Source organism: Duganella callida, assembly GCF_004614165.1.
Lineage (GTDB): Bacteria > Pseudomonadota > Gammaproteobacteria > Burkholderiales > Burkholderiaceae_D > Rugamonas > Rugamonas callida.
In genome coordinates this window covers 1-23412 of the sequence record NZ_SPVG01000065.1, presented here as the reverse complement: position 1 = coordinate 23412, position 23412 = coordinate 1, and the positions used below count along the sequence as shown (strand labels likewise).

Annotated in this window: 20 protein-coding genes and 1 other RNA gene; 12 read left to right on the top strand and 9 right to left on the bottom strand. The window is 63.2% G+C overall.

The window, feature by feature from the left end; genetic code table 11:
• Nucleotides 1–58: 58 nt before the first annotated feature.
• On the bottom strand, nucleotides 59–1207 hold the full coding sequence (gene dgoD / locus E4L98_RS06555; RefSeq protein ID WP_135200763.1) for a galactonate dehydratase: 1149 nt from the start codon (nucleotides 1205–1207) through the stop codon (nucleotides 59–61).
• A gap of 205 nt (nucleotides 1208–1412) precedes the next feature.
• Between dgoD and E4L98_RS06550 the strand changes: the two genes are divergently transcribed.
• The 8 genes from E4L98_RS06550 (at nucleotide 1413) to E4L98_RS06515 (ending at nucleotide 10383) form a co-directional block, all read left to right on the top strand.
• A complete protein-coding gene (locus E4L98_RS06550) occupies nucleotides 1413–2330 on the top strand; it encodes an SMP-30/gluconolactonase/LRE family protein (RefSeq protein ID WP_229257284.1) in 918 nt (305 codons plus the stop codon).
• A 57-nt stretch (nucleotides 2331–2387) separates the two neighbouring features.
• Nucleotides 2388–3356, top strand: coding sequence for a LysR substrate-binding domain-containing protein (locus E4L98_RS06545; RefSeq protein WP_135200762.1), 969 nt, complete (start codon nucleotides 2388–2390; stop codon nucleotides 3354–3356).
• A gap of 150 nt (nucleotides 3357–3506) precedes the next feature.
• Nucleotides 3507–6107 (top strand): TonB-dependent receptor, encoded by a 2601-nt coding sequence (locus E4L98_RS06540; protein ID WP_135200761.1) that lies wholly within the window; start codon nucleotides 3507–3509, stop codon nucleotides 6105–6107.
• A gap of 80 nt (nucleotides 6108–6187) precedes the next feature.
• Nucleotides 6188–8989, top strand: a complete 2802-nt coding sequence (gene galA, locus E4L98_RS06535; protein ID WP_135200760.1) for a beta-galactosidase GalA — start codon at nucleotides 6188–6190, stop codon at nucleotides 8987–8989.
• 88 nt (nucleotides 8990–9077) lie between these two features.
• Nucleotides 9078–9317, top strand: a complete 240-nt coding sequence (locus E4L98_RS06530) for a hypothetical protein (protein WP_135200759.1) — start codon at nucleotides 9078–9080, stop codon at nucleotides 9315–9317.
• Nucleotides 9314–9625 (top strand): cell division protein ZapA, encoded by a 312-nt coding sequence (locus E4L98_RS06525; protein ID WP_135200758.1) that lies wholly within the window; start codon nucleotides 9314–9316, stop codon nucleotides 9623–9625. Before E4L98_RS06530 ends, E4L98_RS06525 begins: the two co-directional genes overlap by 4 nt.
• 55 nt (nucleotides 9626–9680) lie before the next feature.
• A non-coding RNA gene (gene ssrS, locus E4L98_RS06520) (6S RNA) lies at nucleotides 9681–9860 on the top strand.
• Nucleotides 9861–9924: 64 nt separating this feature from the next.
• Entirely contained in the window at nucleotides 9925–10383 is a 459-nt protein-coding gene (locus tag E4L98_RS06515; RefSeq protein ID WP_135200757.1) for an EVE domain-containing protein, read from the top strand.
• Here E4L98_RS06515 and lgt read toward each other — a convergent pair.
• Entirely contained in the window at nucleotides 10367–11224 is an 858-nt protein-coding gene (gene lgt / locus E4L98_RS06510; protein ID WP_135200756.1) for a prolipoprotein diacylglyceryl transferase, read from the bottom strand. The two genes, E4L98_RS06515 and lgt, sit on opposite strands and share 17 nt — an antisense overlap.
• Nucleotides 11218–12126: a LysR family transcriptional regulator gene (locus E4L98_RS06505; protein ID WP_135200755.1), complete on the bottom strand. Its 909-nt coding sequence runs from the start codon at nucleotides 12124–12126 to the stop codon at nucleotides 11218–11220. Before E4L98_RS06505 ends, lgt begins: the two co-directional genes overlap by 7 nt.
• A 147-nt stretch (nucleotides 12127–12273) precedes the next feature.
• Here E4L98_RS06505 and ilvD point away from each other — a divergent pair, with 147 nt between their 5' ends.
• A complete protein-coding gene (ilvD, locus tag E4L98_RS06500; RefSeq protein WP_135200754.1) occupies nucleotides 12274–14136 on the top strand; it encodes a dihydroxy-acid dehydratase in 1863 nt (620 codons plus the stop codon).
• 39 nt (nucleotides 14137–14175) lie between these two features.
• On the opposite strand, the gene E4L98_RS06495 is transcribed toward ilvD, so the two are convergent.
• Nucleotides 14176–14397 (bottom strand): TIGR04438 family Trp-rich protein, encoded by a 222-nt coding sequence (locus E4L98_RS06495; protein ID WP_135200753.1) that lies wholly within the window; start codon nucleotides 14395–14397, stop codon nucleotides 14176–14178.
• 127 nt (nucleotides 14398–14524) lie between these two features.
• Here E4L98_RS06495 and E4L98_RS06490 point away from each other — a divergent pair, with 127 nt between their 5' ends.
• Nucleotides 14525–14845 carry a c-type cytochrome gene (locus E4L98_RS06490; protein ID WP_135200752.1) on the top strand — a complete coding sequence of 107 codons (321 nt, stop codon included), beginning with the start codon at nucleotides 14525–14527 and terminating at the stop codon, nucleotides 14843–14845.
• A 55-nt stretch (nucleotides 14846–14900) separates the two neighbouring features.
• Here E4L98_RS06490 and E4L98_RS06485 read toward each other — a convergent pair whose 3' ends face one another.
• The 5 genes from E4L98_RS06485 to folD form a co-directional block, all read right to left on the bottom strand.
• Nucleotides 14901–16037 carry a branched-chain amino acid ABC transporter substrate-binding protein gene (locus E4L98_RS06485; protein ID WP_135200751.1) on the bottom strand — a complete coding sequence of 379 codons (1137 nt, stop codon included), beginning with the start codon at nucleotides 16035–16037 and terminating at the stop codon, nucleotides 14901–14903.
• A 175-nt stretch (nucleotides 16038–16212) separates the two neighbouring features.
• The gene (locus tag E4L98_RS06480) at nucleotides 16213–16614 is read right to left on the bottom strand and encodes a DUF2486 family protein (protein ID WP_135200750.1); all 402 of its coding nucleotides are present in this window, start codon (nucleotides 16612–16614) and stop codon (nucleotides 16213–16215) included.
• Nucleotides 16611–17042, bottom strand: coding sequence for a DNA polymerase III subunit chi (locus tag E4L98_RS06475; RefSeq protein WP_135200749.1), 432 nt, complete (start codon nucleotides 17040–17042; stop codon nucleotides 16611–16613). The genes E4L98_RS06480 and E4L98_RS06475 overlap by 4 nt, the downstream gene beginning before the upstream one ends.
• 125 nt (nucleotides 17043–17167) lie before the next feature.
• Nucleotides 17168–19252: a M3 family metallopeptidase gene (locus E4L98_RS06470; RefSeq protein ID WP_135200748.1), complete on the bottom strand. Its 2085-nt coding sequence runs from the start codon at nucleotides 19250–19252 to the stop codon at nucleotides 17168–17170.
• A 29-nt stretch (nucleotides 19253–19281) separates the two neighbouring features.
• Entirely contained in the window at nucleotides 19282–20139 is an 858-nt protein-coding gene (gene folD, locus E4L98_RS06465) for a bifunctional methylenetetrahydrofolate dehydrogenase/methenyltetrahydrofolate cyclohydrolase FolD (RefSeq protein ID WP_135200747.1), read from the bottom strand.
• Nucleotides 20140–20402: 263 nt separating this feature from the next.
• On the opposite strand from folD, the gene aceE reads away from it, so the two are divergent.
• Both aceE and E4L98_RS06455 read left to right on the top strand, forming a co-directional pair.
• Nucleotides 20403–23093, top strand: coding sequence for a pyruvate dehydrogenase (acetyl-transferring), homodimeric type (gene aceE / locus E4L98_RS06460; RefSeq protein WP_135200746.1), 2691 nt, complete (start codon nucleotides 20403–20405; stop codon nucleotides 23091–23093).
• A 19-nt stretch (nucleotides 23094–23112) separates the two neighbouring features.
• The coding region (locus E4L98_RS06455) for a biotin/lipoyl-containing protein (RefSeq protein ID WP_307722088.1) at nucleotides 23113–23412 on the top strand (300 nt) is incomplete at its 3' end.

Here is a 23412-nt window from a genome sequence, read left to right as displayed (position 1 = left end):
GCGCAGGCGCCGGCCACCAGCGCCGCGCAGGCGCGGCGGCGCAACTTCACGATAGGGCTTACCATTCCGCGACGCTGCCGTCCTCGTGGCGCCAGACCGGATTGCGCCAGTCGGGGGCGTTCTTGCTGGCGGCGATCACGCGTTCTTCGTCGACGATCACGCCCAGGCCAGGCTTGGTCAGGGGGTTGCAATAGCCGTCGACGATCTTGAAGTCTTCCTTGTTCACCACGTAGTCGAGCAGCTCGCCGCCCTTGTTGTAGTGGATGCCCATGCTCTGCTCCTGCAGCACGGCGTTGTACGAGACGAAGTCGACGTGCAGGCAGGACGCCAGCGCCACCGGGCCCAACGGGCAGTGCGGCGCCAGCGTGATGTCGTAGGCTTCCGCCATCGAGGCGATCTTCACGCATTCGGTGATGCCGCCGGCGTGCGACAGGTCCGGCTGCACGATGGACAGGCCGCCGGCCGCGAACACGTTCTTGAATTCGAAGCGCGAGTACATGCGCTCGCCGGCCGCCAGCGGGATCGAGGTGGTCTCGGCCAGGCGCGGGTAGTATTCGGCCTGCTCGGCCAGCACCGGCTCTTCCACGAACAGCGGGCGGAATGGTTCCAGCTCGCGCAGCAGCGACTTGGCCATCGGCGCGGCCACGCGGCCGTGGAAGTCCAGGCCGAACTCGATCGAGGTGCCGAACGCTTCGCGGATCTCGGCCACGCGCTGCACCGCCTCATCGACCTTGGCCGAGGTGTCCAGCATGCCCAGTTCCTCGGTGGCGTTCATCTTGAAGCAGTTGAAGCCGCCTTTGCGCAGGGTTTCGATCTGGGCGATGATGTCGGCCGGCCGGTCGCCGCCCACCCAGCTGTACATCTTCATGCGGTCGCGCACCAGGCCGCCCAGCAGCTCGTACACCGGCTTGCCCAGCACCTTGCCCTTGATGTCCCACAGCGCCTGGTCGATGCCGGCGATGGCGCTCATCAGGATGGCGCCGCCGCGGTAAAAACCGGCGCGGTACATGGTCTGCCACAGGTCGTTGATGCGCGCCGGGTCCTGGCCGATCAGATAGCCTTCCAGTTCCTGCACCGCCGTCTCCACGGTACGGGCGCGGCCTTCGATGACCGGCTCGCCCCAGCCGACGACGCCTTCATCGGTTTCAATTTTCAGCAGCATCCAGCGCGGTGGCACTCGGTAGGTCGTCAGTTTGGTGATTTTCATGGGATGGGGTTGTGATTTTGAAGTTCAGGGAACAGCGCTCAGTCTAAGCCCGGTTGTTAGACCGGAAATATGATTAATTCGCAAGCTGCCATATCAATATCGGATAGCTATCTCATATCAGCATGGCTGGGCACGCTTTATTCATAGCTACGGCCGGCGTCGCTCGCTTAGACTTTCAGCTACCGAGATTCGTTCCAGGAGCTTTATGACCGCAGCCAGCACCACCATCACCGCCACGCCCGGCATCATGCTGATCCGGGTCGGGCAGGCTGGCTGCGCATTGCGCTGGGACGCTGTACACCAATGCTGGCGCTGGCCAGACCCCGTAGGCAGTCAAATATACGCCTGGCCGGCGCCGCCGGCGATGCCCAGCGGCCTGCGTATGTTAGAAAGCGCACGGGTGATGGCAAGTTGCCGTTCCGGCCGGCTGCTGATGGGGCTGGGCAAGCGGCTTGGCATGGTCGAGCTGCCCGAGCCGGGTCAGCCCGGCCGCGCGCTGCAGGCGCAGGTGCTGCTCACCATCGACGCCGCCGAGCCGCGCACCGTGATCAGCGACGGCTGCGCCGACCGCGACGGCAACTTCGTGTTCGGCACCGCCAACACCGCGCGCGATCAGCGGCCCATCGGCAGTTTTTACCAATACTCGCAGCGCTACGGCTTGCGCCGGCTGGCGCTGCCGGCGGTCGCCGCCGCGGCCGGCATCGCCTTCAGTCCGGACGGCCGGACGCTGTACTTTGCCGACAGCGCGCGCGGCGTCATCCAGTGCTGCCACTACGATGCGGAACTGGGCAAGGCAGGCGGCCTGAAAACGTTTGCGCAGCTGCTGGCGCCGGGGCCGGGCACGGCCATCGTCGACAGCGCCGGCGCACTCTGGAGTGTGCAGGGCGGGGCGCTGGTGCAGTATTCGCGTCACGGCGAGGTGCTGCGGCGGATCGCCCTGGCGCGCGAACCGGCCGCCAGCGTGGCCTTTGGCGGCGCGGCCCTGGATCAGTTGCTGGTGCTGGGCGGCCAGGGCGGCCTGTACGGCCTGCCGCCGGATCTGGCCGGCGGGTTGGCGCCGGGGCTGGCCGATACCTTGTTCGATGACAGCGGGAGCGCTTCCAGGGGAAATTTGCAGGCATAGCGCGATTGACGATGGTTCAGCCCGCAATTATGATGGGCGATCAAACCAATCACCGTTATGACTGATCCCCGTTCGGACCGCTTTGTACGCTCCCACCTGAAAACCCGTCATCTGGTCCTGCTGGTCGAACTGGGCCGGCATGGCTCGATTGCCCACGCGGCGCAAGCAGCCAATCTGACGCAACCCGGCGCCTCCAAATTACTGGGGGAGCTGGAGCACGCGCTCGGGGTGCAGCTGTTCGAGCGGCTGTCGCGCGGCGTGGCGCCGACCTGGTACGGCAAGGTGCTGATACGCCGCGCCGGCGCCGCGCTGGCCGAGATGGACGCGGCGCACCAGGAAGTGATGGAACTGCTGTCCGGCCTGCGCGGTCGCGTCGGCATCGGCACGGTGCTGGCGCCGGCCACCGGCCTGGTGCCCAAGGCCGTCAATCTGCTCAAGGCGCGCCACGCGCGCGTGCACGTGGCGGTGACCATGTCGACCAGCAAGGTGCTGGTGGAACGGCTGCGCAGCGGCGAGCTGGATCTGGTGGTGGGGCGCATCCTCGACACCGAGGCGGCCGATGAGCTGAATTTCGAACCGCTGACCGACGAGCCGCATCTGCTGATCGCGCGCGCCGCCCATCCGCTGATGGGCCGCAACGATCTGCGGCTGGAGGATCTGATGGAGCAGTGCTGGATCCTGCCGCCGGCCGGCTCCATCCTGCGCGACCGCCTCACCGCGCTGTTCCTGTCGCATGGCCTGGAGCAGCCGGCGGAAACCGTGGAGACGCTGGACATGCCGGTGGTGGCCAGTCTGCTGCTGAACAACGACATGATCGTGGCGCTGCCGGCGGAAGCGGTGCAGCCGTATCTCGACGCCGGCTTGTTGAAAGTATTGCCATTCGACCTGGGCGTCAGCATGGATTCGTTCGGCATTGTGACGCGCAAACGACACCAGCTGTCGCCTGGCGCCGATGCGATGCTGACCGCGCTGCGTGACGCCGCGGCCGGCATCTACCCTCACTACCGCGTGCCCGTGCAGAACTGAGCAGACTTGAAATCTTGTCTGATATACGAACTTGGTATGCCGTACACCAAATAAGCTATTGGTTCGTCAATTCATGATTCGTTAGCATCCAGTGATCCGTCCACTTCTTCTTACACAGAGACGGGACCATACAAACACTGGAGATGCACAATGAAACATAAGAAAATGAGCTGGCTGATCGCCACGCTCTTCACTTCCCCTCTGCTGGTACAGCAAGCCTTGGCGCAGGAAGCCGCAGCGCAGGCCGGGGAGATCCAGCAAGTGAACGTGACCGGTATCCGCGCCTCCGTGCGCAATGCGCTGGCAGCGAAAGAAGCCTCCAACAGCATCGTCGAAGTCGTATCGTCGGAAGACATCGGCAAGCTGCCCGACACCACCATCGCCGAGTCGCTGGCGCGCCTGCCGGGCCTGTCGTCGGGCCTGGACCGCGGCAACGCCTCGCAGATCGTCGCGCGCGGCATGGGGCCGCGCTTCATCGGCGCCACCCTGAACGGCCGCGAGCTGGCCTCGTCGGAACCGAATCGCGCCGTGCGCTTCGAGCAGTTCCCGTCGGAGTCGATCAGCGGCGCCACCGTGTACAAGACGCAGAACGCCGAGATCGTGGAGGGCGGCATTGCCACCACCATCGATTTGCAAACGGTTTCGCCGTTGAAGTACAGCGGCCGCCAGCTGTCGCTGAAAGCCGATGCGCTGTACTACCCGCTGGCCAAGGATATCCCGGGCGGCGACTCGACCGCGCCGCGTCTGGGTGGCGTCTACATCGACCAATTCGCCAACAAGACCATCGGCGCGGCGCTGGCGTTCAGCTACCAGGACCAGCCATCGGTACAGAAAAATATCCGCCATTGGGGCTTCAACGAAGACCATTCGGCTGACCTGAACGGCGACGGCAAAGTGGACAAGACCCCATGGGGCTTCCAGGACGAAGTCCGGCGCGGCAAGGACAAGCGCGAGAGCGTGCTGGGCAAGCTGGAATGGAAGCCGAACAACGATGTTCTGATCACCGCCGACAGCTACTACGCTTCCGCCAAGATCAACGAGCGCGGCCTGCAGCACTGGACCGGCGACCTCGGTAACTGGGACGGCTACCAGTCGGGCAACTATAGCAACCTCGATATCCGCAACGGCTACGTGGCCGGCGCCACCGTCAAGGATGTCAGCGTCATCAACAATGACTTCTATTATGTGCAGGACACCAGCGTCGCGGCCAGCGGCTTGAACGGCAAGTTCAATGCCGGCGACTGGAAGATCGAAGCCGACCTGTCGTCGTCGCACGCGATGCGCGGCAGCCAGTGGCGCGACATGCGCCAGTATTCCAGGACCAACACCGACGTCACCTGGGACTTCACCGGCGGCGAACACCAGTCGTACAGCTTCGGTATGGATACCGGCAACCCGTCCAACTTCTGGGCGCCGACGCTGTACGTCGACACCGACGGCCACGTGAAGGATAAGCTGAACGCCGCCAGCCTGACCGGGGCGCGCGCCATCGACAGCAGCTTCATCAACCGCATCAAGTTCGGTGTGCGCGCGGCCGACCGTGAAAAGAGCTACCACCAGACCACGTGGTCGCTGAACCCGACCGGCACGATCGCGGATTCGGCTTACGAAACCGTGAACATCGGTGGCTATCCTTCGTTCATCCAGCTGAAGGACTTCTACGGCACCACCACCTCGGCCTTCGGCGCCAACGCCTTCGATCCGACCGGTCGTGAACCGACCCAGAACGACCTGCTGTCCGGCTGGCGTGTGAAGGAGCGCAGCAGCTCGGCCTTCGTGCAGGGTGACCTGGAAGGCGAGGCGTTCGGCAAAACCTATCGTGGCAACGTCGGCCTGCGCGTGGTGCATACCAGGCAGACCGGCTACGGCATGCAGTCGCTGAACGGCGCGGCGGCCACGCCGGTGGAAGACGGCACCTCGTACACCGAAGTGCTGCCCAGCCTGAACCTGATCTTCAATCTGGACGAGGCGCAGGAACGCCAGATCCGCTTCAGCGCCGCGCGCGCCATGTCGCGCGCACCGCTGGACGAGCTGCGCGCGTCGCGCAACCTGAGCGTACCGGCTGAGGGCACCCAGCCTTACACCGGCAGCGCCGGCAATCCAACCCTGAAGCCGATGATGGCCAATCAGCTGGATCTGGCTTACCAGTGGTACTTCGCCAAAGGCTCGCTGCTGTCGGCCGGTGGTTTCTACAAGAAGGTGCAGCGCTACATCGCGATCACCACCGACACCACCACCATCAACGGCCGGGCCGCGACCCTGACCCGTTCGGTGAACGGCGATGGCGGCGACGTGCGCGGACTGGAGCTGGCCTACCAGCAGAGCTTCTCCTGGCTGCCGGCGCCGTTCGATGGCCTGGGCTTCTCGGGCAACTACTCGTACACCACCTCGAACATCCACGAGCAGACTCCGGCCGTGAATCCGTATCCGATCGAGGGCCTGATGAAGCACAACGGCGGCATCACGCTGTGGTACGAAAAGGCCGGCTACGAGGCGCGCCTGTCGGCTAACTACCACAGCCCGTTCGTGCGGAACCCGACCTGGACCGCCGGCCAACTGCTGCTGAATGAAAAAGAGACTTATGTGACGCTGAACCTGGCCAAGCAGTTGACGTCCAACCTGCAACTGCGCTTTGGCATCGACAATCTGACCAACCAGAAGTCCGTCTACACCAGCGGTAACATCCCGGTACAGCAAGAGGTGACTGAATTCGGCCGCCGCTATAACCTGGGTCTGTCGTACAAACTGTAATTCGTCTTCTACCGTTTTATCGTGGTTTGCGGGACAGTGTGTGATGGCGCTGTCCCGTTTTTTTTACCTGGGAGCCCGATTTGAAAACAAAACTGTTTGCCTTCCTGCTGCTGCTGGCTTGCTTCAGCACGCATGCCGCCACGCGTGAACGCCTGTCGCTCGACCGCGGCTGGCTGTTCCACCAGGGCGATATCGTCCAGCCGCCCATCGTCGGGCATGAAGAATCCTATAGCAACGCCAAGGCCGGCAGCGCCGGCGGCGCGGCTGCGAATGAGTACGACGACTCCGACTGGCGCCGTCTGAACCTGCCGCACGACTGGGCTGTGGAGGGACCGTTCGATCCGAAGGCCAATGTGGCGCAGGGCTACCGTCCGCGCGGCATCGGCTGGTATCGGCGCTACCTGCGTGTCGATCCGGCGGATCGCGGCAAGCATTTCGAACTGCAGTTCGACGCCATCGCCACTCACGCCACGGTATGGGTCAACGGTAATGTGGTCAAGCACAACTGGTCGGGCTACAACGCCAGCTACATCGATATCACGCCGTTCCTGCGCTACGGCGATGCGATGAACACCATCGCCATCCGCGTCGATGCGCAGGCGATGGAGGGCTGGTGGTACGAGGGCGCCGGCATGTACCGCCACAGCTGGCTGGTGAAACGCAGTCCGCTGCATGTGGTGACCGACGGCGTGCACTCCACGCCGCGCCAGATCAAGGGCCAGCAGTGGAGCATCCCGGTCGAGGTCACGCTGAACAACAGCGGCAAGCAGGCGGGCGACGTGGTGGTGGAGGTCACGGTGTACGACCCATCCGGCAAGCAGGTGGCCCAGCGCACCGCCTCCGCGCACGTCAACGTGCTCGCCACGGACACCGTGCAGCTGCCGGTGACCATCAACAATCCATCCTTGTGGTCGCTGGAGAAAACCAATCTGTATCGCGTGTCCACGCGCGTGCTGCAGGCGGGCCGGGTGCTGGATGAGGTGTCGCTCAATACCGGTTTCCGCACCATCCGGTTCGACGCGGCGCAGGGCTTCTTCCTGAACGGCGTGCACGTCAAACTGCAGGGCGTCTGCATTCACCAGGACCACGCGGGCGTTGGCGTGGCGGTGCCGGATTCGGTGTGGGAGTATCGCCTGCGCCGTCTGAAGGAAATGGGCGTCAACGCAATCCGCTTCTCGCACAATGCGCCGGCGGCCGAGGTGCTGGACATGGTGGACCGCATGGGCTTCGTGGTGATGGACGAGAACCGCAACTTCAATCCCTCGGAAGACTACATGAAGCAGCTGGAGTGGATGGTCAAACGCGACCGCCATCATCCGGGCGTGATCCTGTGGTCGGTGTTTAACGAGGAGCCGGTGCAGGCCACGGAAGTGGGCTACGAGATGGCGCGCCGCATGTCGGCCGCCGTCAAGGCGCTGGACGACACACGTCCGGTGACGGCGGCGATGAACGGCGGTTTCCTGACCGAGCTGAATGTCTCGCACGCGGTGGACGTGGTGGGCTCCAACTATCAGGTGCCCGACTACGACCGCTTCCACAAGGCGCATCCCGACAAGCCGTTCACCAGCTCCGAGGACACATCGGCCTTCATGACGCGCGGCGAATACAAGACCGTCAAGGACAAGAACCTGATCGCCAGCTATGACGACGACGCCGCGCAATGGGGCAATACCCACCGCGACGCCTGGGAAGCGATTGCCACCCGTCCTTACGTGGCCGGCGGCTTTGTCTGGACCGGCTTCGACTACCGCGGCGAGCCGACGCCGAACGAATGGCCGTCGGTCAGCTCGGTGTTCGGTATCATGGACCTGAACGGCTTCCCGAAGACCGCGTACTACATCCACCAGGTACAGTGGATCAAGGACAGGCCGCTGATCCACATCGCCCCGCACTGGAACTGGAAGCAGGGCGACAATGTGCGCGTGATGGTGATGGCCAACATCGAGCGCATCAAGCTGCTGCTGAACGGTCGCGAGCTGGGCGAACAGAAGGCCGATCCCTACCGCATGAACAACTTCAATGTCGTTTTCGAACCGGGCAAGCTGGAAGCGATCGGCTACAACGGCGGCAAGGAAGTGGTGCGCACCGCGGTCGAAACCACCGGCGCGCCGGTCAGGCTGGAACTGTTGCCCGACCGCGCGCAGCTGGCCGGTGATGGCCGCGACGCGATGCCGATCACCGTACGCGCGCTCGATGCCCAGGGCCGCGCCGTGCCGCTGGCCGACAATGAAGTCACCTTCGCGGTGAGCGGCGGCGGCCGTTCCATCGGCCATGGCAACGGCGACCCGAATTCGCACGAAGACGAGAAGGGACCGACGCGCCGTCTGTTCAACGGCCTGGCGCAGCTGATCGTGCAGACCGATTACGACAGCAAGGATGCCATCGCTGTCAGCGCCAGCGCCGCTGGCCTGCAGCCAGCACAGATCAGCATCCCGGTGCGGCAAGTGGCGGCCCAGCCGTACGTGGCCGAAGCCGACGCGCCGCTGACCTTCGTGCGCAGCTGGCGCATCGCGCCCGACGGCGATCAGCGGCCGGACCCGAACCAGAAACTGGCCAGTTTCGACATGAACACCTGGGGCTGGGGCTCGCCACCGATGCGCGCCGCCGCTGGCAGCAAGTACCATTTGTACCGCGCCAGCTTTACGCCGCGCAAGAACCTGGCCGATGGCAGCGGGCGTATCCGCTTCGCCGCGATCCGCGGCAAGGCCGAGATCTGGCTCAACGGCACATTGATCGGCAAGAAGGACAGTTTCGCCGCCGGCGCGCTGGACGTGCCTCTGCCGGCCGGCGCCGGCAAGCGCGAAATCAACGTGCTGCTGGAAGCGGAGCCGGGACAGGGTGTCGGCATCGAAGGCAACGTCACCATCGAAGCTGCCCGCTAGTTGACGATGAGTAAATAAATCGCGTGCTTGTTGGTCGCAAACACGCGATTCTGTTGACGCCGTCCCGCGCGCTGCCTATAGTGGCGGGATGATTTCCGAATTCCAAGCACTCTCCGACAAAATCGACCAGCTGGCCGAGCTCACCGTTACCCTGCGCCGTGAAAATGCACAGCTGCGTCAGGGGAATGCTGCGCTGATGGCGCAGAATATTGATTTCACCCGCCGCATGCAGGAGGCGACGCAGCGACTGGACGCATTACTCAACCAGGTGCCGTCGCTCGACAATGGCGCCAATAAACCGCCCGCGAACGAGGACGCACACCAATGATCCAGCTGGACGTGAACATCATGGGCCAGGCGTACAAGCTCGCGTGCAAGGAAGATGAGGAACGTGCGCTGCGCGAGGCGGCCTCCTTCCTCGACAAGAAGATGTGCGCGATCCGTGATGCCGGTAAGGTCAAGGGCAACGACCGCATCGCCGTGATGGCGGCGCTGGGCGTGGCGGCGGAATTCCTGTCGATGAAAACCTCGCGCGGGCCGTGGTCGGACATGTCCCTGCTTGAAGTGCAGACCAAGATGGAGGCCATGCACAAGGTGCTGGATTCCGCCCTGACGCCGCAGGAAACGCTGTTTTAATCGCGTTTTAATTCGTGCGGGCCTTTCTTTGCGGCGCACAACAGAGTAAACTCTTATCACCCTGCAGTGTTCGAGACTTGTCATATATTCCTTGAACCATTTGTTTGCACCGGTTGCGGAAATTTGTTCGATGGGCGAGAGCGTCGCTAGTCCGATGAACCCGAAATTGAACTAACTGTGACCACCTGAGCCGTTAGGTTCGGGATGCCGGCAAGACGGCACAGGCGGGGCCTTATTCAACTGAAAAGCGGTTGCGGGCATGAGAATGCGCAGCCGCTTTTTTTCGTCTGGAGATTCCCATGCAATACTGGCTGATGAAATCCGAGCCGGATGAAGTGAGCATCGATGACGTCATGGCGTCGCCCGGTCAGACCACCGCGTGGTTCGGCGTTCGCAACTACCAGGCGCGCAATTTCATGCGCGACCAGATGCAGGTCGGCGACGGCGTATTGTTCTACCATTCGAGCTGTCCGGAGCCGGGCATCGCCGGGCTGGCGGAAATCGTCAGCGCGCCGTATCCGGACGCCTCCCAATTCGACACCAAGAGCAAATACCACGACGCCAAGGCCACGCAGGAGCAGCCGCGCTGGATTTCGATCGATGTGAAGGGCACGCAAAAAACACGCTTGTTGTCGCTGGCCGAGATGCGCGCCATCCCGGCTCTGGAAGACATGGTGGTGCTGCAGAAGGGCAGCCGCCTGTCCATCACGCCGGTCACGCCGGCGCAATGGAAAGCGGTGCTCAAGCTTTTGAAATAATCGGCGCCCGGCCGCGCTGTTTGACCTGGTAGGACCAGGCCAGCATGGCCAGCGCGGCGACGATCATCGGCAGCGACAGCACCTGGCCGGAGGTGATCGGCAGGCCGAGGACGGTGGTCTCCCAGTCCGGCGTGCGGAACCACTCGGTGAAGAAACGCGCGCAGCCGTACAGCAGGGTGTACATGGCGCCCACCGCCAGGCGCGGACGTTCCTTGCGCGCGTAGAGCCACAGGATGATGAACACCAGCAGGCCGTCGATCAGCAGCTGGTACAGCGGCGACGGGTGACGCAGGCCTTGCAGGAACACGGGATTCGGATGCAGCGGATAGTTCGTGTCCGGCCACATCATGGCCCACGGCAGCGATGGATCGCCGACCACGCGGCCCGGCAGTTCGGCGTTGATGAAATTGCCCAGGCGTCCGGCCGCATAGCCCAGCGGCACCAGCGGCGCGATGAAGTCGTACACGTCCAGCAGGTTGCGGCCCGCCTTGCGCGACCACAGCGACATCGCGATCAGCACGCCCAGGAAGCCGCCATGGAAGGACATGCCGCCATGCCAGACCTTGAAGATTTCGATCGGGTCGGCAAAGAAGAACGCGGGACGGTAGAACAGCACCTCACCCAGCCGCCCGCCGATCACCACGCCCAGCATGCCGTAAAACAGCATGTCGTCCAGGTCCTCCTTCTTCCACTGCTGGGCGGCGATGTGCGGCTGCTTGATGCGCACGCGGCCCAGCGCGATGAACAGGGCGAAGGCCAGCACGTACATCAGGCCATACCAGTGGATGGCGACAGGCCCCAGCTGCAGGGCTATCGGGTCGGGCATCGGGTGGATCAGCATAGGGCGGTTTTCCTTAGTTCTTTGCGTAGTAATTCCAAGAAGCCGTGCAGCACCGGCGAGGCGTTGTCGCGGCGCCAGGCCAGGCCGGTTTCGACCAGCGGCGTGGCGTCGCTCAGCGCCCGGTATTCTACCCCGGGGCGCATCAGGTTGGACACGGATTGCGGCACCAGCGCCATGCCCATGCCGGCCGAGACCAGGCTGACGATGGTCTGCATCTGGATCGCCTGCTGGCCGATTTCCGGCGTCACGCCGGCTTCGCGGAATACGGACAGGATGGCGTCGTGCAGCGCCGGCGAGATCGCGCGCGGGAAGATGATGAGCGGCAGCAGCGGCAGGGCGGCCAATGCCAGTCTGCCTTTCTTCTTCAGGGCCGGCGAGCCGGCGGGCAGGGCCAGCATCAGCGGTTCGTTCAGCACCGGCAGGTAGTCGAGTTCCTGTTTCGCCTTGTCGGGCAGGGGCGGGATCAGCAGGCCGGCGTCGATGCGGCTGTTGAGCAGGTCGTCCAGCTGCAGGTCGGAGGTGGCTTCCTGCAGCGTGATCTGGACTTGCGGGTAGGCGGCGCGGTAGGCGCGCAAAAACGGCGGCAGCACGCTGTAATCGGCCGAGGTGACGAAGGCCAGCGTCAGGCGTCCGACTTCGCCGGCGGCTGCGCGCTGCACCAGTTGCGGCAGTTGCTGCGCCTGCGCCAGTAGCCGACGCGCTTCCGGCAGCAGCGCGGCGCCGGCCGGCGTCAACGCGACGCCGCGGCGGTTACGCTCGAACACCACGGCGCCCAGCTCCTCTTCCAGCGCCTGGATGGTTTGCGACAGCGGCGGTTGCGTCATGTGCAGGCGCAGCGCCGCCTTGCCGAAGTGGAGTTCTTCGGCCACGGTGACGAAGTAGCGGAGCTGGCGCAGTTCCATATGGTTTACTATGTAATTTTCTTGTGGTGATATTTTATACGACTCACAGCCGTGTAAATCATATATTTGACACCACGCCATGGTGGTCGCAAACTCTGATGCTAAGCCAGCAGACTTAGGCTCGCCTTATCATTGGAGAAACACATCATGCCGCAATACCGTTCCCGCACCACCACCCACGGCCGCAACATGGCCGGCGCGCGCGCCCTTTGGCGCGCCACCGGCATGAAGGACGGCGATTTCGACAAGCCTATCGTCGCCGTGGTGAATTCCTTCACCCAGTTCGTGCCGGGTCACGTGCACCTGAAGGACCTGGGTCAGCTGGTCGCGCGCGAGATCGAAAAAGCGGGCGGCGTGGCCAAGGAATTCAACACCATCGCCGTCGACGACGGCATCGCCATGGGCCACGGCGGCATGCTGTATTCGCTGCCGTCGCGCGACCTGATCGCCGACTCGGTCGAGTACATGGTCAACGCCCACTGCGCCGATGCCATGGTCTGCATCTCCAACTGCGACAAGATCACGCCGGGCATGCTGATGGCCGCCATGCGCCTCAACATTCCGGTGGTGTTCGTGTCGGGCGGCCCGATGGAAGCGGGCAAGGTGGTGAAGGTGGTCAACGGCGGCCAGAAGGTCATCAAGCTGGACCTGGTGGACGCCATGATCAAGGCCGGCGACACCACCGTCAGCGATGCCGACGTGGCCGAGATCGAGCGCAGCGCCTGCCCGACCTGCGGTTCCTGCTCCGGCATGTTCACCGCCAATTCGATGAACTGCCTGACCGAAGCACTGGGCCTGTCGCTGCCGGGGAACGGCACCATCGTCGCCACCCACGCCGACCGCGAACAGCTGTTCCTGCGCGCCGGCCGCCTGATCGTCGATCTGGCCAAGCGTCACTACGAGCAGGACGATCATTCGATCTTGCCGCGCTCCATCGCCAACAAGGCCACGTTTGAAAACGCCATGGCGCTGGACGTGTCCATGGGCGGCTCCACCAACACCGTGCTGCACCTGCTGGCCGCCGCGCACGAAGCGGGTGTGGACTTCACCATGGCCGACATCGACCGCATCTCGCGCAAGGTGCCGTGCCTGTGCAAGGTGGCGCCGATGACCGACAAGTTCCACATCGAAGACGTGCATCGCGCCGGCGGCATCGTCGCCATCCTGGGCGAGCTGGCGCGCGCCGGCCTGCTCGACACCTCGCGTCCGACCGTGCACGCGCCGACCCTGGCCGAGGCGATCGAACGCAATGACGTCAAGCGCAGCGACGATCCGGCCGTGCATGAATGGTTCCGCGCGGCGCCGGGCGGCGTGCCGACCCAGGTGGCGTTCTCGCAATCGGAGCGTTACGACGCGCTGGACCTGGACCGCAGCAGCGGCTGCATCCGCGACAAGGCGCACGCCTATTCGCAGGACGGCGGCCTGGCTGTCCTGTACGGCAATCTGGCGGAAAACGGCTGCATCGTGAAGACCGCCGGCGTCGATGAAAGCATCCTCAAATTCAGCGGCAAGGCGCGCGTGTTCGAAAGCCAGGACGCGGCGGTGGAAGCCATCCTCGGCGACACCGTGCATGAAGGCGATGTGGTCATCATCCGCTACGAAGGCCCGAAAGGCGGCCCGGGCATGCAGGAGATGCTGTACCCGACCTCCTACATCAAATCCAAGGGCCTGGGCAAAGCCTGTGCGCTGTTCACGGATGGCCGCTTCTCGGGCGGTTCCTCCGGCCTGGTGATCGGCCACGCATCGCCGGAAGCGGCGGAAGGCGGCGCCATTGGCCTGGTGGAGGAGGGCGACATGATCGACATCGACATCCCCAACCGCAGCATCAACCTGCGCATCGGCGCCGACACGCTGGCAGCGCGCCGCGCGGCGATGGAAGCCAAGGGCGCCGACGCCTGGCAGCCGGTCAACCGCGAACGTTACGTGTCGCAGGCGCTGCAGGCTTACGCGGCGCTGACCACCTCCGCCGACCGCGGCGCGGTGCGCGACCTGTCGCAGCTGAAGCGCTAAGCGCTGAGCGACACGTAAGAAAAGCCGCGTTCGCGCGGCTTATTTCTTGTCGAAGGTCTGTTTGACGCGCTCCTTGCGCCGCTTTTCGTCTTCGTTGTGGGCGCGGCGTTTGTCGAAGCCCATCATCGGCTCAAGGAACTCGAACCACAGGAAAGCCAATACCATCAGTGCACCGATTGCCCACCAGGACAGCTCGGCAAACTTCCACACTTCGAAATAGCGCAGCGCAACCAAAGCAACAATCAATACGATCAGCGGCATGATGTCCTCCTATGACGCTATCTTACCTGATCGCAGTCAACCATTACTTGACTTAAGCGTTAAATGCATCAAGGCAAATCGCGGTAGAATGGCCAGCGGAATTGTCGCAACAAACCTGGAGAACACAATGAAACGCAATTTGATGATGGTTGGGGTAGTAGTTGCTTCGGCATTCGCTGCGCAGGCCGCGCTGGCCGATGCCGGCCTGGATCTGGCCAAAGCCAAGAACTGCATGGCATGCCACGCGGTCGGCTCCAAGGTGGTCGGTCCGGCGTACAAGGATGTAGCGGCCAAATACGCCGGCCAGAAAGATGCAGAAGCCAAGCTGGTGACCAAGGTAATGAAGGGCGGTTCCGGCGTCTGGGGCGCAATCCCCATGCCGGCCAATCCGCAAGTCAATGAAGCCGAGGCGCAGACCCTGGTGAAATGGGTGCTGTCGCAGAAATGACCTGCGGCTGAGCCGAAAAAAACGCGCCTCGGTTGCTCCAGGCGCGTTTTTGTTTTTAGTGGATCACTTCGATCTTGGTTTTCTTGCCATCCGTGTAAGTGAACAAGGTCAGCGCGCCGTCCTTGATATCGCCCTTGGCGTCGAACGAAATCAGCCCGGTCACGCCCTGGTACTTGATGTTCTGCAGCACCGGCAGATACTTGGCCGGCTGCGCCGAGTTGGCCTGCTGCATGGCCGTGCCCATGGTCATCAGCGCATCGTAGACGTAGGGCGAATACAGCTGCACGTCGGCGTTGTATTTCTTCTTGTAGCGCGCGACGAAATCGTCCATGCCTTTCTGCTGTTCGCCGCTGACGCCGCCCGCTTCCGCGCACACCACCACGCCGTTGGCGGCCGCCGCGCCGGCCAGCTTGGGCAGCGATTCGGTGCACATGCCGTCGCCGCCCATGAACTTGGCGTTGATGCCCAGCGCCTTCATCTGGCGCAGCAGCGGACCGGCCACCGAGTCCATGCCGCCGAAGAACACCAGGTCGGGATTCTTGGCCTTGATCTTGGTCAGAATGGCGTTGAAATCGGTCGCCTTGTCGGTGGTGAACTCCTTGGCGACGATCTCGACGCCGCCGCCGGCTTTCTTCGCGCCCTTGGCGAACTCGTCCGCCACACCCTGGCCGTAAGCGGTGCGGTCGTCGATCACGGCAATCTTCTTGATGCCCATCTTGCCGACCGCGTAGGCGCCCAGCGTGCCGCCCAGCTTGGCGTCGTTGGCGACCACGCGGAACGCCGATTTGAAGCCCTGCTGGGTGTACTTGGTCTGGGTGGTGGCCGGCGAGATTTGCGGGATGCCGGCGTCGTAGTAAATCTTGGAGGCGGGGATGCTGGTGCCCGAGTTCAGGTGGCCGATCACGCCGTTGACCTTGGCGTCGACCAGCTTCTGCGCCACCGAGGTGCCTTGCTTGGGATCGCCGCCATCATCCTCCAGTTGCAGTACAAACTTGACCGGCTTGCCGTCGATCTTGATGCCCTTGGCGTTCAAATCGTCGATCGCCATTTTGGCGCCGTTTTCATTGTCCTTGCCGAGGTGGGCCGACGGGCCGGAGACCGGCGCCACGTGACCGATCTTGATCACTTCCTGTGCGCCCGCGCTGCCGGTGTAGGCAAGCGCGATGGCCAGCGGAATAAATTTGAACTGCATAAACAATCTCCAAAAGTTATACGCAAGGCCACAAGGTACAACAAATTATTCCCGGCGCAAAGACGGAAAAACAGTGATTTGAACTTTTTTGGAGCGTTTCCCTGATTTGATGCAAAGCCGCTTCAGGGCAGTGCGGTCCGTGCACCACAGCGTGTCACGGACCGGGGCGGAAGGCTTACTTTTTCTGCGCCTGCAGATGGGTCAGTTCCTGCGACACGGCGCGCGAGACGATCTTCTCGATGGTGTCGTGCAGGCCGATGCGGATCTCGTTGGTCAGGCCGTGCAGCGCGTGGCTGAGCACCTCGGCCATGGCATCCTTGATGCGCTGCTCGAGCACGAAATCGACGCGCGACTGCAGCTGGTGCATGATGCGCACCGACAGACGGTGTTCCATCATCGCCCATTCGGCTTCGCTCCAGCCGTCGATGGCATCGGCTTCCAGCGCGGCGGCCACTTCGGCCGGCGCGGGACGGATGGTGGTGGCGCCGTTCGCGGACAACGACTCGTCGCTCAGCGGCTCCGCTTTCAGGACTTCCGTCAAGACAGGGATACTGGCGTCAAACGATGCTTGGCTCATGATTTTCCTGTGACAAAGTGGGTAAGTGGATAGTCTTGCTGCTTGTAGGCGACATAGCGCTTGCGGCCGGCAGCCGCATCTTCCTCTTCCGAGGATATCACTTCGATCAGGCGCGCAAACTGTGACACGTTGGCCGGCGTGCGGCGCGACAAGTTGACCAATAATTCGGTGTGCGTGTGTGGTAATTCCGCCGCATCGGAGGCGGTCAGCAGGATCGGCGTCTGCGCCGCCAAAGCATCGTCGGCCGGCACGTGCGGCAGGAAGTCGGTGGCGGAAAACGTCCACATCGCCGCGTCAAGTTCCGCCAGCTGGGCCGCATCGTCCGTCAACACCACCACGCGGTTATTGGCGGCCCAGGCCTTGCGCGCGAGGCGGCAGGCGTAGGCGACCTTGTCCGGCACATTGGTGTGGAAATCGATGCGTGTCATGGTGTTGGCTGGTTCGGTAGAGGGAATCGCAGGATGCAATTCCAGTGTATGCGAAAACGCCGGAAGTCGCTGGCATCGATGTTGCTACCGCGCGACTCCGGCGTTGCGGGAGATTGTGATCTCTGTTACGCGGCCATGCCGCTGTGGCGCAACAATGCGTCGATGCTCGGCTCGCGGCCGCGGAAGGCGGTGAACGATTCCAGCGCCGGACGCGAACCGCCGACCGACAGGATTTCCTGCAGATAGCGCTTGCCGGTTTCCGAGACGGCGTCCGCGCCCAGCGCCTGCGCCTCCTCGAACGCGGCATAGGCGTCGGCCGACAGCACTTCCGCCCACTTGTAGCTGTAGTAGCCGGCCGCGTAGCCGCCGGCGAAGATGTGGCTGAACGAATTCTGGAAGCGGTTGAACGCCGGCGGGATGATCAGCGCGAACTTGCCGCGCACTTCATCGATGACCTGCTGCACGGTCTTGCCGGTGCTGGCGTCGTAGTCGTAGTGCAGGTGCATGTCGAGCAGGGCGAATTCCACCTGGCGCAGGGTCTGCAGACCGGACTGGAAATTCTTCGCGGCCAGCATCTTGTCGTACAGCGCGCGCGGCAGCGGCTCGCCGGTGACGGCGTGGGCCGTCATGTGTTCCAGCACTTCCCATTCCCAGCAGAAGTTTTCCATGAACTGCGACGGCAGCTCGACCGCATCCCATTCGACGCCGGCGATGCCGGATACGCCCAGCTCATCGACCTGGGTCAGCATGTGGTGCAGGCCGTGGCCGAATTCATGGAACAGGGTGATCACTTCGTCGTGGGTGAACAGCGATGGCTTGGCCACGCCGTTTTCCAGCGCCGGCGGCGTGAAGTTGCAGGTCAGGTAGGCCACCGGGGTCTGCACTGCGGTGGTGCCACCCCTGGCGTCGGCGCGGCGGCCGCGCGCATCGTCCATCCAGGCGCCGCCGCTCTTGCCGGCGCGCGCGTACAGGTCGAGGTAGAACTGGCCGATCAATTGGCCGTCGCGTTCGATGCGGAAGAAGCGCACGTCCTCATGCCAGACCGGCGCATCGTCCGGCTTGATCTGCACGTTGAACAATTGCTGGATCAGGCGGAACAGGCCGTCCACCACTTTCGGTTCTGGGAAGTATTGTTTGACTTCCTGCGCCGAGAAGGCATAGCGCGCTTCCTGCAGTTTTTCGGAAGCGTAGGGGATGTCCCAGGCTTTCAGCTCCTCGATGCCGAGTTCTTCCCTGGCGAACTGTTTGAGCTCGGCCAGATCCTTTTCCGCGAACGGCCGCGCGCGCTTGGCCAAGTCTTCGAGGAAGCCGATCACTTCGTCGGGCGACTTGGCCATCTTGGGCACCAGCGAGACTTCGGCGAAGTTCTTGTAGCCGAGCAGATGCGCCTCTTCCTCGCGCAGCCTGAGCAGGGTGACGATGTTCCGGGTGTTGTCCCAGTCTTCCTTCTTGCTGAAGACTTCGCCCTGTTCGGACGCCTTGGTGGCATTGGCGCGGTAAATGGTTTCGCGCAGTTCGCGCTTGTCGGCGAATTGCAGGATCGGGTAGTAGGACGGGAAGTGCAGCGAGAATTCCCAACCCTGCTTGCCGGCTTTCTCGGCGGCGGCGCGGGCGGCGGCCTTGACGTCGTCCGGCAGGCCGGCCAGGTCGGCTTCCTCGCTGACCAGCAGCTTGTAATCGTTGGTGGCGTCCAGCACGTTTTCCGAGAAGCGGGTCGAGACCTTGGCGTGCTCTTCCTGGATGTCGGCGAAGCGTTCCTTCTTGTCGGCCGGCAGTTCGGCGCCGCCCATGCGGAAGTCGCGAATGGCGTTCTCGACGATGCGCTTGCGCGCCGGCGACAGCGTGTCGAACTCGGCCGAGGCGCGCAGCGCCTTGTACTTGGCGAACAGCGCCTCGTTCTGGCCGAGGTCGGTCCAGAACTCGGTCACTTTCGGCTGGTTCTCGTTGTAGACGGCGCGCAGTTCGGGCGTGTCGACCACGTTGTTCAGATGGCTGACGATGCCCCAGGCGCGGCCCAGCAGTTCGGTGGCGTCTTCCAGCGGCGTCACGAAGCTGTCCCAGCTGACGCTGTCGGCCGGCGCTTCCAGTTGCGTTACCACGGCGCGGCTGCGCGCCAGCAGTTCATCGATGGCGGGCGTCACGTGTTGCGGTTGGATCGCATCGAAACGCGGCAGGCCGCTGAAGTCCAGCAGGGGATTATTGTCAGTCATCTTTTATCCAATATGGTCGATACGGTTGATCAAGCTTGCTGCGCTACGCGCTCGGCCGCTTCCACCGTGTTCATCAGCAGCATGGTGATGGTCATCGGACCCACGCCACCCGGCACCGGGGTGATGTGCGATGCCACTTCCTTGATGCCGTCGAAGTCGACGTCGCCGCACAGCTTGCCCTCGTCGTTGCGGTTGATGCCGACGTCGATCACGATCGCGCCCGGCTTCACCATATCAGCAGTCAGGGTGTTGCGGCGGCCGGTTGCGGCCACGACCACGTCCGCTTGGCGCGTGTACACGCCGATGTCCGGGGTCGCGCTATGGCAGATGGTGACGGTGGCGTTGGCTTGCAAGAGCAGCAGCGCCATCGGCTTGCCGACCGTGTTGCTGCGGCCGATCACCACCGCGTGCTTGCCGCGCAGGTCGACGCCGGTGCTTTCGATCAGCTTCATGCAGCCGTAGGGGGTGCACGGACGAAAACCGTCCAGGCCGGTCATCAGTTCGCCCGCGCTCAGCACCGAATAGCCGTCCACGTCTTTCTTGGTGGAGATGGCCTCGATCACCTTGTGCGGATTAATATGTTTCGGCAGCGGCATCTGCACCAGGATGCCGTGGATGGCCGGGTCGTTGTTGAGGGCGGCAATGCGTTCCAGCAGTGCGGCTTCGCTCAGGTCGGCCGGGTATTCTTCCTTCAGCGAATAGAAGCCGGCATCCTCGCAAGCCTTGACCTTGTTGCGTACATAAACATGACTGGCCGGATCGTCGCCGACAATGATCACCGCCAGGCCCGGCTGATGGCCTTTTTCGGTCAGGGATGCGGCACGTGCAGCAATTTCACCGCGCAGTTTTTTGGAGAGGGCGACACCGTCGATCAGTTGGGCTGGCATGATTTGTACAGGGTGGTAGAGGGAAAACACGATTATAAGGCCGGCGGGCGCGTCCCGCCCTGTTTTCCGCGCGACTTGCATGTTGCGCTGCACAAGATTTTCATAGGGGAATTTCACATTATAAAATGTCTTCCCGTAATTTGAAAATGCAAAAAATGGCTGCTAGAATCCCCACACGTCATTGAAGTATTGGTAAATAATCAGCAATTCCCCCGCCCCGGAAGCCGCATGATTCGGGCATCTCACCTCAGGAGACTTATTAAATGTCAGCTCAACTGGACCAGGTAACGGCGAACACCGATCCTGACTCGCAAGAAACCAAAGAATGGCTGGATTCCCTGGCCTCCGTGCTGGAAAACGAAGGCCCTGAACGTGCCCATTATCTGCTGGAACGCCTGATCGACCTGGCCCGCCAAAGCGGCTCCGACATTCCTTTCTCGGCCAACACGGCCTACGTCAACACCATTCCGACGGAGCAGGAGCAGCGCTGCCCCGGCAACCTGGAATACGAAGAGAAACTGCGCTCGTGGATGCGCTGGAACGCCATGGCCATGGTGGTCAAGGCCAACCGTTTCGATGGCGACCTGGGCGGCCACCTGTCCTCGTTCGCCTCGCTGGCCAACATGCTGGGCATCGGCTTCAACCACTTCTGGAAAGCGCCTAGCGACACCCACGGCGGCGACCTGCTGTACATCCAGGGTCACTCCTCGCCGGGCGTGTACGCGCGCGCGTTCCTGGAAGGCCGCCTGAGCGAAGACCAACTGCTGCACTTCCGCCGCGAAGTCGACGGCAAGGGCCTGTCCTCGTATCCGCACCCGAAACTGATGCCGAACTTCTGGCAGTTCCCGACCGTGTCGATGGGCCTGGGCCCGCTGATGGCGATCTACCAGGCGCGCTTCCTGAAGTACCTGCACGCGCGTTCGATCGCCGACACCACCGACCGCAAGGTCTGGGCCTTCTGCGGCGACGGCGAGATGGACGAGCCGGAATCGCTGGGCGCGATCGGCATGGCCGCGCGCGAGAAGCTGGACAACCTGGTCATCGTGGTCAACTGCAACCTGCAGCGCCTGGACGGTCCGGTGCGCGGCAACGGCAAGATCATTCAAGAACTGGAAGGCGAATTCCGCGGCGCCGGCTGGAACGTGGTGAAAGTCATCTGGGGTCCGGGCTGGGACGCCCTGCTGCAGAAGGATAAGGAAGGCATCCTCCGCAAGGTGATGATGGAAACCGTCGACGGCGAGTACCAGAACTACAAGGCCAAGGACGGCGCCTACGTGCGCAAGCACTTCTTCGGCAAGCATCCGAAGCTGCTGGAGATGGTCGCCAACATGACCGACGACGACATCTGGCGCCTGACCCGCGGCGGCCACGATCCGCACAAGATCTATGCCGCCTTCAAGGTCGCGCAGGAACACAAGGGCCAGCCGACCGTGCTGCTGGTGAAGACCATCAAGGGCTTCGGCATGGGCAAGCATGGCGAGGCGCGCAACACCGCGCACAACACCAAGAAGCTGACCGACGAAGCCGTGCGCGAAATGCGCGACCGCTACTCGATCCCGATCCCGGACGACCAGCTGGCCGACATCCCGTTCTACAAGCCGGCCGACGACGCGCCGGAAATCAAGTATCTGCACGAGCGCCGCGCCGCGCTGGGCGGCTACCTGCCGGCGCGCCGCCAGCAGGCCGACGAGAAGCTGACCGTGCCGCCGCTGTCGGCGTTCCAGAACGTGCTGGAAGCGACCGCCGAAGGCCGCGAAGTGTCGAGCACCCAGAACTACGTGCGTATCCTGACCACCCTGCTGAAGGACAGCAGCATCGGTTCGCGCATCGTGCCTATCCTGGTCGACGAGTCGCGCACCTTCGGCATGGAAGGCCTGTTCCGCCAGGTGGGCATTTTCAACCAGCAGGGCCAGTTGTACGAACCGGTCGACAAGGACCAGGTGATGTACTACCGCGAAGACAAGGCCGGCCAGATCCTGCAAGAGGGTATCAACGAAGCCGGCGGCATGAGCTCGTGGATCGCCGCGGCGACCTCGTACTCGACCAACAACCGCGTGATGGTGCCGTTCTTCACCTACTACTCGATGTTCGGCATGCAGCGTATCGGTGACCTGGTCTGGGCCGCCGCCGACATGCGCGCCCGCGGCTTCCTGATGGGCGGCACCGCCGGCCGCACCACGCTGAACGGCGAAGGTCTGCAGCACGAAGACGGTCATAGCCACCTGTTCGCTGCCGCCGTGCCGAACTGCATGCCGTACGATCCGACCTTCGGCCACGAACTGGCCGTGATCATCCAGGACGGCATGCGCCGCATGGTGGAAGAGCAGGAAGACGTGTTCTACTACATCACCATCATGAACGAGAACTACGCGCATCCAGGCATCAAGCCAGGCCAGGAAGAGGGCATCCTGAAGGGCATGTACCTGCTGCAGAAGGGCGACGAGTCGCTGAAACAGCGCGTGCAGCTGATCGGCTCCGGCACCATCCTGCGCGAATCGCTGTTCGCGGTGGACCTGCTGAAGAACGACTGGAACATCGCGGCCGACGTCTGGTCCGCACCATCGCTGACCCTGGTGGCGCGCGACGGCCAGGACGCGGAACGCTGGAACCTGGTCAACCCGACCAAGGAACAGCGCGTGCCGTACGTGGCGCAGCTGCTGAAGGACACCACTGGTCCTATCGTGGCGACCACCGACTACATGCGTGCGTTTGCTGAACAGATCCGCGCCTTCATTCCGAAGGACCGCACCTACCGCGTGCTGGGCACCGATGGTTTCGGCCGTTCGGACAGCCGCGCCAAGCTGCGCGAGTTCTTCGAAGTGAACCGTTACTACATCACGGTCGCCGCGCTGAAGTCGCTGGCCGAAGAAGGCAAGATCGATGCGTCGGTGGTGGAAAAGGCCGTGGCCAAGTACAACCTCGATCCGAACAAGCCAAATCCGGTGACCCAATAATTAGAACGGAGCAAACGCTATGAGCATTGTGGAAGTTAAAGTCCCGGATATCGGCGATTTCAAGGAAGTCGAGATCATCGAGGTGATGGTCAAGGTCGGCGACACCATCAAGGTGGACCAGTCGCTGATCACCGTGGAGTCGGACAAGGCATCGATGGAGATTCCATCGTCGCACGCCGGCGTGGTGAAGGAGATCAAGGTGAAGGTCGGCGACAAGGTGGCCGAGGGTTCGCTGTTGCTGCTGGTGGAGGCCGAAGGCGCCGCCGCCGCGCCTGCCGCCGCCGCTCCGGCGCCTGTCCCTGCCGCAGCGGCTCCGGCC

Bases quoted from the DNA above. Each gene is read 5' to 3' on its own strand.
- dgoD (WP_135200763.1), bottom strand. From the start codon at position 1,207: ATGAAAATCACCAAACTGACGACCTACCGAGTGCCACCGCGCTGGATG.
- E4L98_RS06550 (WP_229257284.1), top strand. From the start codon at position 1,413: ATGACCGCAGCCAGCACCACCATCACCGCCACGCCCGGCATCATGCTG.
- E4L98_RS06545 (WP_135200762.1), top strand. From the start codon at position 2,388: ATGACTGATCCCCGTTCGGACCGCTTTGTACGCTCCCACCTGAAAACC.
- E4L98_RS06540 (WP_135200761.1), top strand. From the start codon at position 3,507: ATGAAACATAAGAAAATGAGCTGGCTGATCGCCACGCTCTTCACTTCC.
- E4L98_RS06530 (WP_135200759.1), top strand. From the start codon at position 9,078: ATGATTTCCGAATTCCAAGCACTCTCCGACAAAATCGACCAGCTGGCC.
- E4L98_RS06525 (WP_135200758.1), top strand. From the start codon at position 9,314: ATGATCCAGCTGGACGTGAACATCATGGGCCAGGCGTACAAGCTCGCG.
- E4L98_RS06515 (WP_135200757.1), top strand. From the start codon at position 9,925: ATGCAATACTGGCTGATGAAATCCGAGCCGGATGAAGTGAGCATCGAT.
- lgt (WP_135200756.1), bottom strand. From the start codon at position 11,224: ATGCTGATCCACCCGATGCCCGACCCGATAGCCCTGCAGCTGGGGCCT.
- E4L98_RS06505 (WP_135200755.1), bottom strand. From the start codon at position 12,126: ATGGAACTGCGCCAGCTCCGCTACTTCGTCACCGTGGCCGAAGAACTC.
- ilvD (WP_135200754.1), top strand. From the start codon at position 12,274: ATGCCGCAATACCGTTCCCGCACCACCACCCACGGCCGCAACATGGCC.
- E4L98_RS06495 (WP_135200753.1), bottom strand. From the start codon at position 14,397: ATGCCGCTGATCGTATTGATTGTTGCTTTGGTTGCGCTGCGCTATTTC.
- E4L98_RS06490 (WP_135200752.1), top strand. From the start codon at position 14,525: ATGAAACGCAATTTGATGATGGTTGGGGTAGTAGTTGCTTCGGCATTC.
- E4L98_RS06485 (WP_135200751.1), bottom strand. From the start codon at position 16,037: ATGCAGTTCAAATTTATTCCGCTGGCCATCGCGCTTGCCTACACCGGC.
- E4L98_RS06480 (WP_135200750.1), bottom strand. From the start codon at position 16,614: ATGAGCCAAGCATCGTTTGACGCCAGTATCCCTGTCTTGACGGAAGTC.
- E4L98_RS06475 (WP_135200749.1), bottom strand. From the start codon at position 17,042: ATGACACGCATCGATTTCCACACCAATGTGCCGGACAAGGTCGCCTAC.
- E4L98_RS06470 (WP_135200748.1), bottom strand. From the start codon at position 19,252: ATGACTGACAATAATCCCCTGCTGGACTTCAGCGGCCTGCCGCGTTTC.
- folD (WP_135200747.1), bottom strand. From the start codon at position 20,139: ATGCCAGCCCAACTGATCGACGGTGTCGCCCTCTCCAAAAAACTGCGC.
- aceE (WP_135200746.1), top strand. From the start codon at position 20,403: ATGTCAGCTCAACTGGACCAGGTAACGGCGAACACCGATCCTGACTCG.